15 protein-coding genes and 1 tRNA gene are annotated in these 12,504 nt (G+C 60.7%); 12 read left to right on the top strand and 4 right to left on the bottom strand.

Annotated elements, in window-relative coordinates; genetic code table 11:
- Positions 1 to 60: 60 nt before the first annotated feature.
- Entirely contained in the window at positions 61 to 366 is a 306-nt protein-coding gene (locus AB8A23_RS28110) for an urease subunit beta (protein ID WP_231077862.1), read from the top strand.
- Positions 367 to 370: 4 nt separating this feature from the next.
- Here the strand turns inward: AB8A23_RS28110 and AB8A23_RS28105 are convergent, their stop codons facing one another.
- A complete protein-coding gene (locus AB8A23_RS28105) occupies positions 371 to 700 on the bottom strand; it encodes a hypothetical protein (RefSeq protein ID WP_439057444.1) in 330 nt (109 codons plus the stop codon).
- Positions 701 to 892: 192 nt separating this feature from the next.
- Between AB8A23_RS28105 and ureC the strand changes: the two genes are divergently transcribed.
- The 6 genes from ureC to AB8A23_RS28075 all read left to right on the top strand — a co-directional run bounded on the left by ureC (position 893) and on the right by AB8A23_RS28075 (position 7,185).
- Positions 893 to 2,605, top strand: a complete 1,713-nt coding sequence (gene ureC / locus AB8A23_RS28100) for an urease subunit alpha (RefSeq protein WP_439057445.1) — start codon at positions 893 to 895, stop codon at positions 2,603 to 2,605.
- A gap of 140 nt (positions 2,606 to 2,745) precedes the next feature.
- On the top strand, positions 2,746 to 3,045 hold the full coding sequence (locus AB8A23_RS28095; protein ID WP_439057446.1) for a putative quinol monooxygenase: 300 nt from the start codon (positions 2,746 to 2,748) through the stop codon (positions 3,043 to 3,045).
- A 17-nt stretch (positions 3,046 to 3,062) separates the two neighbouring features.
- On the top strand, positions 3,063 to 3,728 hold the full coding sequence (locus tag AB8A23_RS28090; RefSeq protein WP_439057447.1) for an urease accessory protein UreE: 666 nt from the start codon (positions 3,063 to 3,065) through the stop codon (positions 3,726 to 3,728).
- Positions 3,715 to 4,455 (top strand): urease accessory protein UreF, encoded by a 741-nt coding sequence (locus tag AB8A23_RS28085; RefSeq protein WP_439060438.1) that lies wholly within the window; start codon positions 3,715 to 3,717, stop codon positions 4,453 to 4,455. The genes AB8A23_RS28090 and AB8A23_RS28085 overlap by 14 nt, the downstream gene beginning before the upstream one ends.
- Before the next feature lie 192 nt (positions 4,456 to 4,647).
- On the top strand, positions 4,648 to 5,277 hold the full coding sequence (gene ureG, locus AB8A23_RS28080; RefSeq protein ID WP_068733948.1) for an urease accessory protein UreG: 630 nt from the start codon (positions 4,648 to 4,650) through the stop codon (positions 5,275 to 5,277).
- Positions 5,278 to 5,535: 258 nt separating this feature from the next.
- Entirely contained in the window at positions 5,536 to 7,185 is a 1,650-nt protein-coding gene (locus tag AB8A23_RS28075) for a CHASE domain-containing protein (RefSeq protein WP_439057448.1), read from the top strand.
- A gap of 64 nt (positions 7,186 to 7,249) precedes the next feature.
- Here AB8A23_RS28075 and rpoH read toward each other — a convergent pair whose 3' ends face one another.
- Positions 7,250 to 8,149 carry an RNA polymerase sigma factor RpoH gene (gene rpoH / locus AB8A23_RS28070; protein WP_089261507.1) on the bottom strand — a complete coding sequence of 300 codons (900 nt, stop codon included), beginning with the start codon at positions 8,147 to 8,149 and terminating at the stop codon, positions 7,250 to 7,252.
- Positions 8,150 to 8,362: 213 nt separating this feature from the next.
- A complete protein-coding gene (locus AB8A23_RS28065; protein ID WP_175366979.1) occupies positions 8,363 to 9,373 on the bottom strand; it encodes an RluA family pseudouridine synthase in 1,011 nt (336 codons plus the stop codon).
- A 67-nt stretch (positions 9,374 to 9,440) separates the two neighbouring features.
- Here AB8A23_RS28065 and AB8A23_RS28060 point away from each other — a divergent pair, with 67 nt between their 5' ends.
- The 5 genes from AB8A23_RS28060 to AB8A23_RS28040 all read left to right on the top strand — a co-directional run bounded on the left by AB8A23_RS28060 (position 9,441) and on the right by AB8A23_RS28040 (position 12,060).
- Positions 9,441 to 9,782: a hypothetical protein gene (locus AB8A23_RS28060; protein WP_439057449.1), complete on the top strand. Its 342-nt coding sequence runs from the start codon at positions 9,441 to 9,443 to the stop codon at positions 9,780 to 9,782.
- A gap of 135 nt (positions 9,783 to 9,917) precedes the next feature.
- Positions 9,918 to 9,992: transfer RNA gene (locus AB8A23_RS28055), tRNA-Glu, on the top strand.
- 588 nt (positions 9,993 to 10,580) lie between these two features.
- Complete coding sequence (locus tag AB8A23_RS28050; RefSeq protein WP_439057450.1) at positions 10,581 to 10,742, top strand: hypothetical protein; 162 nt, start codon at positions 10,581 to 10,583, stop codon at positions 10,740 to 10,742.
- 375 nt (positions 10,743 to 11,117) lie between these two features.
- Complete coding sequence (locus AB8A23_RS28045; RefSeq protein ID WP_439057451.1) at positions 11,118 to 11,858, top strand: Crp/Fnr family transcriptional regulator; 741 nt, start codon at positions 11,118 to 11,120, stop codon at positions 11,856 to 11,858.
- 10 nt (positions 11,859 to 11,868) lie between these two features.
- Entirely contained in the window at positions 11,869 to 12,060 is a 192-nt protein-coding gene (locus AB8A23_RS28040) for a hypothetical protein (RefSeq protein ID WP_089267543.1), read from the top strand.
- 117 nt (positions 12,061 to 12,177) lie between these two features.
- Here the strand turns inward: AB8A23_RS28040 and AB8A23_RS28035 are convergent, their stop codons facing one another.
- Complete coding sequence (locus tag AB8A23_RS28035) at positions 12,178 to 12,450, bottom strand: hypothetical protein (RefSeq protein ID WP_147421613.1); 273 nt, start codon at positions 12,448 to 12,450, stop codon at positions 12,178 to 12,180.
- Positions 12,451 to 12,504 lie beyond the last annotated feature (54 nt).

Here is a 12,504-nt window from a genome sequence, read left to right as displayed (position 1 = left end):
TCTAAGGCGTGGATGGCCGGGTCAAGCCCGGCCATGACACCGAGAAAATCGAGAGGTCACATGATCCCCGGCGAACTCTTCATCCAGGACGGCGAGATCGAGCTAAATGCCGGCCGCAAGACCGTCACGCTGACGGTGGCAAATTCCGGCGACCGGCCGATCCAGGTCGGCTCGCACTATCATTTCTTCGAGACCAATCCCGCGCTGAAATTCGACCGCAAGAAGGCCCGCGGCATGCGTCTCGACATCGCCGCCGGCACTGCGGTGCGTTTCGAACCCGGCCAGAGCCGCGACGTGCAACTGGTCGAACTCGCTGGCAAGCGCACGGTTTACGGCTTCCGCGGCGATGTGATGGGGAAGCTCTGAGCGCCTAGCCGCCGGCGCTGTCCATCATGAACGAGCGGAAATATCGATCGATGGTCAGCGATATCAGGACGACCGATACGAACAGAAGACAGCTGTACAATGACCAACGTCCGACATCGTCACGGAACGATCGGATGCCGAGGATCACGAACCAGATGCCCAGAGCGATGCTGAACCAGTTGAACCAGGTGACGAGGATCGCTTCGGCAGCGTCCAGTTCGGGAATGAAGCCGTCCGGAAATCCGAGCCACATGACGCGGGTCATGTATAGCCAGAACGTCAGCGCGAACAGCAGGCATGCCGCAGCAAATGGATAGACGTTCTTCCATCTCACGATATCGGTCTCCGCTTCAGATCCCGACGCCGCGCGCCTTGTTGGGGTGCGTGAAGCTATGGAAGTGGCGGGCGACGCCGTCAATGAACGAAGGCGCAGGCTGCACACTGATCGGGATGTTTGCGTTCCCGGCGGCATCGCTGCGTTCGAATCCACTCTCCTCATCTTCCACCGTTGGGAAGGCCTGATCTCATGCCCGTGAAAATCAAACGCTCCGTCTATGCCGACATGTTCGGCCCGACCACCGGCGACCGCGTGCGGCTCGCCGATACGGATCTGATCATCGAGGTGGAGAAGGACTTCACCATCTATGGCGAGGAGGTGAAGTTCGGCGGCGGCAAGGTGATCCGCGACGGCATGGGGCAGTCGCAGGCGACACGCGCGCTGGGCGCGGTCGATACCGTCATTACCAACGTGCTGATCGTCGATCACTGGGGGATCGTGAAGGCCGACGTGGCACTCAAGGGCGGCCTGGTCCACGCCATCGGCAAGGCCGGCAATCCCGATATCCAGCCGGGCGTGACCATCAATGTCGGTCCGGGCACCGATGTGATCGCGGGCGAGGGCAAGATCCTCACCGCCGGCGGCTTCGACAGCCATATCCATTTCATCTGCCCGCAGCAGATCGAACACGCGCTGATGTCCGGCGTCACCTCGATGCTCGGGGGCGGCACCGGCCCGTCGCACGGCACCTTCGCGACGACCTGTACGCCCGGTCCATGGCACATTGCGCGGATGATCCAGTCCTTCGATGCGTTCCCGGTCAATCTCGGCATTTCCGGCAAGGGCAATGCCTCGAAGCCCGCGCCGCTGGTGGAAATGATCAATGCCGGCGCCTGTGCGCTGAAGCTGCACGAGGACTGGGGCACCACGCCCGCCGCGATCGACAACTGCCTCAGCGTCGCCGACGACTACGACGTGCAGGTGATGCTGCATTCCGACACGCTGAACGAGTCTGGCTTCGTCGAGGACACCATCAAGGCCTTCAAGGGCCGCACCATCCACGCTTTCCATACCGAAGGTGCCGGCGGTGGCCATGCGCCCGATATCATCAAGGTCGCGGGCCTCAAGAACGTGCTGCCGTCATCGACCAATCCGACACGGCCATTCACGCGCAACACCATCGATGAGCATCTGGACATGCTGATGGTCTGCCACCATCTCGATCCGTCGATTGCGGAAGATCTGGCATTTGCCGAAAGCCGCATCCGCAAGGAGACGATCGCTGCCGAGGACATCCTGCACGATCTCGGCGCGCTCTCGATGATGTCGTCGGACAGTCAGGCCATGGGCCGGCTCGGCGAGGTGATCATCCGGACCTGGCAGACCGCCGACAAGATGAAGAAGCAGCGCGGCTCGCTCAAGGAAGACAAGGGCAACAACGACAATTTCCGCGTCAAGCGCTACATCGCGAAATACACGATCAATCCGGCGATCGCCCATGGTGTGTCGAAGCTGATCGGCTCGGTGGAGAAGGGTAAGATGGCGGATCTGGTGCTGTGGTCGCCGGCGTTCTTTGGCGTCAAGCCGGATCTGGTGATCAAGGGCGGCTCCATCGTCGCGGCGCCAATGGGAGATCCCAACGCGTCCATTCCCACGCCGCAGCCGGTGCGCTACCAGCCGATGTTCGGCGCCTTTGGCCGTGCGCTGACGCAATCGTCGGTGGTGTTCACATCGGGGGCGGCGGTGGCCGGCGGTCTCGCCAAGAAGCTCGGCATTCAGAAGTCGCTCTATGCGGTGGAAAATGTCCGCGACGGCATCTCGAAGAAGAGCATGATCCACAACGGCGCGACGCCGAAGATCGAGGTGGATTCGGAGACCTATGAGGTGAGGGCCGATGGCGAGCTTTTGACCTGCGAGCCGGCAGAAGTGCTGCCGATGGCGCAGAGGTACTTTATGTATTGAGATGAGCTCATTCATCGTCCCCGCCTTCGCGGGAACGATGAATGAGAGGTCTTCGAAAGCCCCCTTCCTCCCCCTCGCATTCCCCCCTAATGTCCGTCCCGGCATTCTTAGCCACAACAACAAACCGGGAGGACTCCCCCTTGATCTACGTCGTTGCCACTTTGTCCGTGAAACCCGAAGCCCGTGCCGAACTGATCGAAGCTGCCAAGGCTTGCATCGCCGAGACCCGCAAGGAAGCGGGTAACATTGCCTATGATCTGCACGAGAGCGTCACCGATCCGACCCGCATGGTGTTCGTCGAGCAATGGGAGAATGCCGAGGCGCTGGTGCCGCACCGGACGCAGGAACATATGAAGACTTTCGGCCGCGTCGCGGTGAAATGCTTCAACGCGCCTCCGAAGATCGAAATCATCACCCCGGCTGACGTCGTGGTGCGTTAAACCAAACGAGAGAGTTCATGATCCGCGCGACTGAGGTCAAAGGCCAATACAACTGGACAGAGGCGGCGGCAGATACCGTCGTTCTCGATTTCGACGATCGTCATCGTCGCCGCATGGCGATGACGGGGACGCGCGGACTGGAATTCCTGCTCGATCTCGAAAACGCCGTCGCCCTGCGGGGCGGCGACGCTTTGGTGCTGGAAGACGGCCGCCTGATCGAGGTGGTCGCAGCGCCGGAGCCGCTGATCGAAATCCGGGGTACCGATCCCGGCCATCTGGTGCGGCTCGCCTGGCATCTCGGCAACCGCCATCTGCCGACGCAGATCATGGCCAAGGGGCTGCGTATCCGCAGCGACCATGTGATCGAGGAGATGGTCAAGGGCCTCGGAGCCAAGGTGATCGAGATCGACGCGCCGTTCGATCCCGAAGGCGGCGCCTATGCCGCTGCGCATGAGCCGGCGGGTCATGGACATCATGATCATGCTCATCACGATCATGGACACAGTCACGACGATCATGGGCACGACCACCATGGCCACAGCCATGACGCGCACGGTCATGCCGGTCATGGCCATGACCAGCATGTCCATGACGAGCATTGCGGTCACGATCACGATCATCATCATGATCACGACAGCAAGCACGACCACCACGGTCATTCTCATGCTCATGACCACAAATAAAGCGGCGGACGACAGCCCGCCGAACGACTCTCCCGCCTTGTCTGCCGACGAAGGCGCTGCGCTGTACCGGCTGATGACCTGGCTGTCGCCGGCTTTTCCGGTCGGCGCGTTTTCCTATTCCAGCGGTATCGAATGGGCGGTGGAAGCAGGCGACATCACCGATGCTGCCAGCCTGCAGGACTGGTTGTCGGCGATGCTGTCCGATGGCGCAGGGTTTTGCGATGGCGTGTTTCTCGCGCATGTGCACCGCGCGGCATCTGACGGCGACGACAAGGCATTGCGCGAGGTTGCCGAACTCGCCAGCGCCTTCGTGCCGTCAAGGGAACGTCAGCTGGAGACCACTACGCAAGGCAAGGCCTTCATCGAGATCGCGCGCAATGCCTGGTCGCATGAGGGTATGGAGCGGCTGATCGGGACATGCGACAGCCCGATTGTCTATCCCGTTGCCGTCGGACTTGTGAGCGCTGCCCATGGCGTTCCGCTGTCGGCAACGATGCATGGTTTTTTTCACGCGGTGGTCTCGAACTGGATTTCCGCTGGCGCGCGGCTGGTGCCGCTCGGTCAGACCGACAGCCAGCGCGTGCTGGCTGCGCTTGAGCCCGTCGTCGTCACCACAGGCCATCGCACCATGGCCGCATCCCTCGACGATCTCGGCGGCGCGACGTTCCGCTCTGACATCGCCAGCATGCGTCACGAGACGCAATATACGCGGCTGTTCAGATCATGATGGCTCCAGCTCAAATCACACACCTGACCCCTCATGGTCGCCTGAACGCAATCGCGTTCCGGCTGGAGGAGCGCGCCGCTTGGCGCGCGTCTCGAACCATGAGTTGCTTGGCACATCCTTCGAGACGCGGCGAAGCCGCCGCTCCTCAGGATGAGGGCCGTCGCTTCATCCTCAACCGAAAGCACCCCTGACATGTCCAGTTTTCACGGTCCGCTCCGCGTCGGCATTGGCGGTCCCGTCGGCTCCGGCAAGACCGCGCTGATGGATTTGCTGTGCAAGACCATGCGCGAGCGCTACGACATCGCGGCGATCACCAATGACATCTACACGAAGTGGGATGCCGAATATCTGGTGCGCTCGGGCTCGTTGACGGCGGATCGCATTGCTGGCGTCGAAACTGGCGGCTGTCCGCATACGGCGATCCGCGAGGACGCCTCGATGAACCTCGCCGCCGTTGCCGACATGCGCGTCAAGTTTCCCGATCTCGACATGGTGCTGATCGAGTCCGGCGGCGACAACCTCGCGGCGACCTTCTCGCCGGAACTGGCCGATATCACCATCTATGTCATCGACGTTGCGGCCGGCGACAAGATCCCCTCCAAGGGGGGGCCGGGTATCACGCGCTCCGACCTGCTGGTGATCAACAAGATCGATCTGGCGCCCTATGTCGGGGCTTCGCTCGAGAAGATGGACGTCGACGCCAAACGGATGCGCGGGGTCAGGCCCTTCGTGATGACCAACATGAAGACGCAGGAAGGTCTCGACCGGATTATCTCATTCATTGAGAGCAAGGGCGGCCTTAAGGCCAAGGCGGTCGCCTGAGACTTGTGAATAAGGCCTCTGCCGTAGTTCTCACGAGCGGGCTTCGACTTGAGGCGTTCATATTGGGTTGGCTATAACGACGGGCTGGTCGATGCCCGTCGGCTAATGTGTCGTGTGATATTGCGTTAAGCCTGTTTTTCAAGATTTGTCCGGTCCGGAAATAATTTCCATCGGGCTGGAACCAAATTGTTCCGGCATGATTGGCATACTCCTGAGCCGCTGACCCGGCAGCAACGTCCTAATTTCCCGAGTATCCGTGTGGTCCGGCTTGGTTTCATCATCGCATTACTGGCACTGGTCGGAGCTCTGCTCTCCGGCCTTGCGGCCTATCGCGTGCATGACCAGGAGCTGGCGATCGAGAATATCGCGCTGGGCCGGGCCGTGGATATCCATGCCAGCCTGGTGCAGGAGCGTTTGACCGAGCGCGAACTGCTGGCGCGCGTCGCAGCCGGGCTGTTTCGTGCGCCGACGGTCATGAAGGCCAATATGCTGCAGCCGTTGCGGGCCTCGATCTACGCCTTCAAGACCGATTTCGCGATTGCCGCCTGGATCGCTCGCCTGCAGCCGAACGAATTCGCGGCCGCCAGCGCGGAGCTAGCCAGTGCCGGCTACCGCAATCCTACGATCCGCAGCTACAACGACGATCGCCTGGATGCCAGGGCGCTGGGGCAGCCGCTCGACGTGCTGATGGATGTGGAGCCGCGCAATTCCGTCACCGAAGGCTTCGCCGGTCGCGCCCTGAATTTCTCTCCCGTCACAGGGCCAACGCTGGTGCGCGCCGTGAACGAGGGCAAGCCGGTCGCCTCCAGCCCCACGCCGCTGCAGCAGCCCGATGGACCGCTGGGATTGGTACTGGTGACGCCAGTTGTGCCCGAAGGTGATCCCGCGCCGGCCGGCTTCGTGTCGTTCTCCTATGAACTTGGACCGTTGATGCTGGCCAATGACGAGATGTCATTGTTCTCGGTGGCGCTGAAAGATCCGCGCGTCGCTGACGGCGAAATCGTCGCCGATGACGATGGCAGGGTAACGGCGCGCCCGCTGGTGGCGAATGGTCCTGCGCTGGCAGTCCTGCGCACGGTTTCGTTCGGCGGGCGTGACTGGTCGCTGGGCTATTATCCGAAGGTCAATACCGAGCTGCGCGCGCAGCGCACCGCGATCATCGTCGGCGGGTTTGGCCTGGCGCTGACGGCCATTGTTTGCGGGCTGTTCGGCTATGTCTCCTACGCCAATCTGCGGCTGCGGCGCGAGGTGGAGATACGCATTGGCTTCGAACGTCGCCTGACCGCCGTCATCGACGAGCTCAATCATCGCGTGAAGAACATCCTGGCGGTGATCCAGTCCATCGTGACGCGCACGCTGCGCCACGGCTCCGACGTGGACAATGCGCGCGATCTCCTGATCGGCCGTATTCACGCGATGTCGAATGTCGTGTCGCTGCTGAGCGAGAGCCAGTGGCAGGGCGTGCAGCTCAAGGGTCTGTTCGAGGCGCGTGCGATCCCGCATGCCGACCGTATCGCACTGGAAGGGCCGGACATCGTTGTCAGCGCGCGCGCCGCGCAGAGCCTGTCGCTGCTGTTCTTCGAACTGGCCTCGCATTCCGACGAGGGCCTGTCGCTGGTGGGCAAGCATCCGCATATTGTTGCGCATTGGGAGATTACGGGCAGCGAGCCGGATGGGCTGTTCAATTTCCGCTGGGAAGAGTTCAACACCAGCGAAGCAACGCGGCGCCCGGACAGCGATTTCGGTCTGGTGCTGCTCGATCGCGTGGCGCCGGAAGCGCTGGGTGGTACGGCGAAGCGCTACTTCACCGACGTGTCCTATGTCTATGAACTGACGGCACCCGTCGAAACGGTAATCGACATGACCGAGCGCGACCGGACAGAAGCGCTGGCGAAGCCGATCAGATAATTGACCCCAACAAAAAAGCCGGCGTTTCCGCCGGCTTTCGTATTTGTCGTATCAACCGCGCCTGTTAGTGCGCAGCTTCCAGAGCGGCAGCTTCCGCCTTGGCGATGGTGCCCTTGACCGCGGTCTGCACCTTCTCGAAGGCACGGACTTCGATCTGACGGACACGCTCGCGCGAGACGCCGAACTCCGAGGCGAGATCTTCCAGCGTCATCGGTTCATCGGCGAGGCGACGGGCCTCGAAGATGCGCCGTTCGCGCGGGTTGAGGACACCGATGGCGCCGTTCAGCGCCTGACGGCGATGATCGAACTCCTCGTGCTCCGCCATGATGGTTTCCTGATTGGGCGAGTTATCGACCAACCAGTCCTGCCATTCGCCGGCTTCGCCGTCGTCACGGATCGGTGCGTTGAGCGACGCGTCGCCACCGAGGCGGCGGTTCATGTCGATCACGTCCTGTTCCGTCACGCCGAGACGCGTGGCGATCAGCTTGACCTGGTCGGGGCGAAGATCACCTTCGTCCAGGGCGGAAATCTTGCTCTTCGCCTTACGCAGGTTGAAGAACAGCTTCTTCTGGTTCGCGGTGGTGCCCATCTTCACGAGCGACCACGAACGCAGGATGTACTCTTGAATCGAGGCCTTGATCCACCACATGGCGTAGGTGGCCAGGCGGAAGCCTTTCTCCGGCTCGAAGCGTTTCACAGCCTGCATCAGACCGACGTTGCCTTCCGAGACAACTTCGGAGATCGGCAGACCGTAGCCGCGATAGCCCATGGCGATCTTGGCGACGAGTCGCAGATGGCTGGTCACAAGGTGATGTGCCGCGTCGCGATCGTCGTGCTCGCGCCAACGCTTGGCAAACATATATTCCTGCTGAGGTTCCAACATCGGAAACTTGCGGATCTCGGCGAGGTAATGCGAGAGGCCGGATTCTCCATTGAGAACCGGAAGGGTAGCTGTACGGGCCATTATGATGCCCTCCAGTGGTTCAGACCCCCGATAGCGGCGGGCCAGGCAGCGAGCGCTTTGTTAAAGCCGCCCTGGCTGCGATGTTCCGCGTCTCATTTGACGCAGGTGCAACATACACCCTACTACAAGCGTATTGAAAGTGAATTCCCTGTCACGTTCCCGTGGGGCCAATATAAGCGTTTGGAAAGGCTTACTTTTTTATATGCATCTGCGTCATTCTGGCACGGCCATATGGGCTCTCAGAACCGCCAGATCGTGAGGAAGCTCGCTGGTCCACTCCAGAATCTCGCCCGTGCGAGGGTGCTCCAGAGCCAGCAAATAGGCGTGAAGCGCCTGCCGGTCGAGCGCTTCCAGCGCGGCGCGGCTCTTTACGCCCAGCGACGACGCCTTGGTCTTGAAATGCGAGCCATAGACCGAATCCCCCATCAGCGGATGCTGGATATGCGCCAGATGCACGCGGATCTGGTGCGTCCGCCCGGTCTCCAATTGGCAAGCGAGCAGGGTGGCGATCGGCTTGCCGTGGCGGTCGGGGAATTCCTGCAGCACTTCCCAGTGGGTGACGGCATCGCGGCCGCCTTCGCGGACGGCCATTTTCTCGCGGGCATGGGGATGCCGGTCGATCGGCGCTTCCACCGTGCCGCGCGGCCGGTTTGGGATACCCCAGGCAAAGGCCATATAGCCGCGCCGCATCTCGTTGGTGCGGCCGTGATCGGCGAATTGCGCCGTCAGCGACGCATGGGCGGCGTCGTTCTTGGCGACCACCATCAGGCCGGTGGTGTCCTTGTCCAGCCGGTGCACGATGCCCGGCCGCTTGACGCCGCCGATCCCCGACAAGGATGCCCCGCAATGGGCGATCAGCGCGTTCACCAGCGTGCCCGTCTCGTGGCCGGCGGCGGGATGCACAACGAGCCCCTTGGGCTTGTTGATGACGATGATGTCCTCGTCCTCGAACACGATATCGAGGGCGATATCCTCGCCTTCGGGCTCCGGCGCGATGGCGGGCGGCACGTCGATTGTGATCGTATCGCCGGCAGCGACATGATAAGCGGGGTCGCGCACGGGGGTGGGGTCTTGCGAAGACCGGGTGATCGTCACCTGGCCGGCGAGGATCAGCGCCTTCAGCCGCGACCGCGACAAAGCCGGGCTGCGCACGGCGAGCACGCGATCGAGCCGGGTCGAGCCTTCATCGCCCTGCACGGTGACATCCAGCCGTTGATCGTTCATTCCGTAAAGCCTTACCTGACAGAAGCGTGTTGCTTCGAGAGCCGTGAATTAAGAGACGAGTGTTTGCATGACCCAGCCCGCCGCCGATAGCGCGCCCGAACCGACCCTTGAACAGGCCGCCATGATCGCGCGCGTCCGCCGCATGATGCTGATCGCGGGCCTGACCACCGCCTTGGGCGTCGGCGCGCTGCTCGTCGTGATCGGCTACCGCCTTTTCCGCACGGATGGAAGCACTGTGACGTCGGCGACGACCGCGACTCTGCCGAAAGGCGCCAAAATCCTCTCCGCGGGGGTAGCCGGCGACCGGATCGTGCTGACGCTGGACGTCGGCGGCAGCACCGAAATCCGCACTTTCGACGCCAAGAGCCTGAAACCCGCTGGAACGCTGAAATTCGCCAGCGAGCCCTGAGGTTCGCTTGCGAACCCCAAGGGGTCGCCAAAACGAACCCCAAGGGTTCGCCTGCGAACCATAACCATATAAGTGGGCGAGGGGGCGACAGCATCTTGCAGCCACCGCCATTCCCGGCTATCCCCTCCCGCGCACGCTCCGTTCGTCTAACGGTTAGGACATGGCCCTCTCAAGGCTAAAATAAGGGTTCGATTCCCTTACGGAGCGCCAATGATTTCAATCGCTTACGTGCCTATCATAAAATCTGTCGAATATTCGCCAAATAAGCGTGGTGACGCTTGGGCGGACGTCGGCGATCGGATCTATGCTCCTGTCGCGTTGGTAGCCGCGAACGCATAGAGTCTGCGTGCCGAATTCACACGTTGTGGGTCAGGCCTTCCGGATAACTTCATTCAGGAGTCGTGCATCGCTCGGCATCCTCGCGCCAGAGCGCCACCGCTGGCTCTCCGCCGGTGCTCCTCGACAACGCCCCACTTTTCAACATGCGGTGTTTCAGCGACATCGTGATCGGGTCGGCATCCCGTTTCCAGCGTCGCATTATGTTAGGCGCTACAGCCCTTGACAGCGAGCGCCAAGTTCAAAGAAACCGGAGTGCTTCAGCTATTCATATTTTGCGCGTGTATAGCGCCGGCTTGGCAACGGAAGGCGGCTTCTTAAACGGCTGCATCTTTAGTTTTCCAGCCCCAGATTCGCCGGATACTCGAAGGCGAAGAACTACTGCCGCCCGCCATTGCGGGCACCATCAAGAAAGCAGTCGATAACGATAAGAAGCCCTTACAGACGACCATCATCGTCGGCTTGCTCAAAGCCCTCCAGGGCGACGACAAGTGGGGCAAGCTTCTGTGGGAGTGGGGATACGGCAAGGTGCCGGACAACGTGGTGGTCGGCGGAGATTCCGAGAAGCAAGTCGAGCATACATTTACACTGAGGCTCTACAACAGCCAGCTACGCCCGGCCTAAGCTCTAGATATCTGGCGTGAGAGCTGCTTTCCGTTGGTCAACTGCATAAGAAACTGCATTTTTCTATCCAATCATTGGGCGTGCAGCCGGCTGTATAAGAAAGAAACAAGAAGATATCCGAAGCGCGGACTGTATAAGAAATACGCATTTCTTATACAGTCCGCCGGCCGACTTCGAATGGCAGCTTCTGGGCGCAAAGAAATCATTGGTATCAGTGCAAAACTCCTCGTCGTTTTCTGCCATTATTCGCGATAAAATCCTGCGTCACTTCTTAAAGTCTTCATGGCAGGCTATGACCCTTGAGAGGGGGCTTCGTCACACTACCAATGTGTCTAGCCTTGTTTTGAATATTTCTGGCATGGAGCAGCACTTGTGATGGCGCGAGGCGTTTCTCAGATCAATCCCCGATTGTCGATACTACGCAGTCATCCATTTTTCATTGATCTCGACGCCAAGGCATTAGATCAACTATGCCAGTATGCGAGCTTCCGAAAGTTCAAACGCGGGGCGACCGTCTTTGTGAGAGGAGATCCCGGCAATAGTCTCTTCGTCGTGGTGAGCGGCGCCGTCAAGATGAGCGTCGCCTCATCTGAGGGACGCAGCGCCATCCTCAATCTTGTGACGAAAGGTGAGGTATTCGGGGAGATCGCGTTGCTCGACGGGCTTGCGCGAACGGCCGATGCGATTGCTCACACCAATTGCGAGCTTATCGTGATCGACCGGCGAGATTTCTTTCCATTTATCGAATCCCAACCGATGCTGGCCATGAAGTTCATTCACTTGCTTTGCGCCCGTCTGCGCTGGACGAGTGAACAGGTCGAGCATGTCATTCTGCAGGACCTGCCTGCGCGGCTAGCGAACCTGCTGATCGGTTTGGCCTCGAAGCACGAGCCTTCCGACGTCGGCCGTCCTTTTATCGTCACTCAACAAGAGATCGGCGAGATGGTCGGAGTGACTAGAGAAAGCATCAACAAGCAACTTCGTGCCTGGTCCTTGAAAGGGTGGATCCGCCTTGAGCCCGGCAGCATCGCCATCCTCAAGCCGAAGGCGCTAGCGGCTGTTGCCGAAGCCGAGCCTGCAACCCTTGATGCGTCGGGGCGGCCGCTCAAGGTGTGATGTGGTTCACATGACTTCGCTGGTGTTTGGCCCATTAGTGGCCGGGTATCAGGAGGTATTCGGCATGGCATCCGTCGACGAATTGGAGCAAACCTATCGCCGCATTTACCGGCGCCTCACACTCGGGGTGTTTATCCTCTATGGCGTCGTTGTAGTGTTGGCTGTCACGGTGCTGCTCGGCAACCCGATAAAGAGCTTCTAGACGCCAGATCGGTGGGAGCCCCCATCCCGAATGGGCGGCTCGTCTGCGTGTGGCGACAGTGAGCTCGCTAACGCGAAGGGTTGGTTCCCCTTAAAGGTGAAAGGTGAGGGGCGTCCGCTATGGGCTCGATAGATCCGAGAAATCGTATGGGATGACGTTCACGCAGCGGACGGGCTGATTCAGCACGTGCTCGGCGGCCAGGGCAAAATCATCCGTGTGAACCGCTTCGATCTCCGCTGCGCAGGCTTCATTGGAGACAAAGACGTAGAGGACGTCCTCATCCATTCCTCCGACTTTCATACCCAGGCACAAGCGGTCGTAAACACGCGGCCCCAGCAGACTGTTGAGCATGGCTTCGATGGCAAGTTGTTGTGTTGTCGTTGGTCGCATTTGGCCTCCATAAGGCTACTATGCGAATGAATGGACGGCTGTCTGTGATCTAGT

Source organism: Tardiphaga sp. 619_E2_N8_4 (assembly GCF_051810905.1).
Taxonomy (GTDB): Bacteria; Pseudomonadota; Alphaproteobacteria; order Rhizobiales; family Xanthobacteraceae; genus Tardiphaga; species Tardiphaga robiniae.
Note: the sequence above shows the minus strand (reverse complement) of the source record. Positions and strands in the feature narration are given on the sequence as shown.

Bases quoted from the DNA above. Each gene is read 5' to 3' on its own strand.
- AB8A23_RS28110 (WP_231077862.1), top strand. From the start codon at position 61: ATGATCCCCGGCGAACTCTTCATCCAGGACGGCGAGATCGAGCTAAAT.
- ureC (WP_439057445.1), top strand. From the start codon at position 893: ATGCCCGTGAAAATCAAACGCTCCGTCTATGCCGACATGTTCGGCCCG.
- AB8A23_RS28090 (WP_439057447.1), top strand. From the start codon at position 3,063: ATGATCCGCGCGACTGAGGTCAAAGGCCAATACAACTGGACAGAGGCG.
- AB8A23_RS28085 (WP_439060438.1), top strand. From the start codon at position 3,715: ATGACCACAAATAAAGCGGCGGACGACAGCCCGCCGAACGACTCTCCC.
- ureG (WP_068733948.1), top strand. From the start codon at position 4,648: ATGTCCAGTTTTCACGGTCCGCTCCGCGTCGGCATTGGCGGTCCCGTC.
- rpoH (WP_089261507.1), bottom strand. From the start codon at position 8,149: ATGGCCCGTACAGCTACCCTTCCGGTTCTCAATGGAGAATCCGGCCTC.
- AB8A23_RS28065 (WP_175366979.1), bottom strand. From the start codon at position 9,373: ATGAACGATCAACGGCTGGATGTCACCGTGCAGGGCGATGAAGGCTCG.
- AB8A23_RS28060 (WP_439057449.1), top strand. From the start codon at position 9,441: ATGACCCAGCCCGCCGCCGATAGCGCGCCCGAACCGACCCTTGAACAG.
- AB8A23_RS28045 (WP_439057451.1), top strand. From the start codon at position 11,118: ATGGCGCGAGGCGTTTCTCAGATCAATCCCCGATTGTCGATACTACGC.
- AB8A23_RS28040 (WP_089267543.1), top strand. From the start codon at position 11,869: ATGACTTCGCTGGTGTTTGGCCCATTAGTGGCCGGGTATCAGGAGGTA.
- AB8A23_RS28035 (WP_147421613.1), bottom strand. From the start codon at position 12,450: ATGCGACCAACGACAACACAACAACTTGCCATCGAAGCCATGCTCAAC.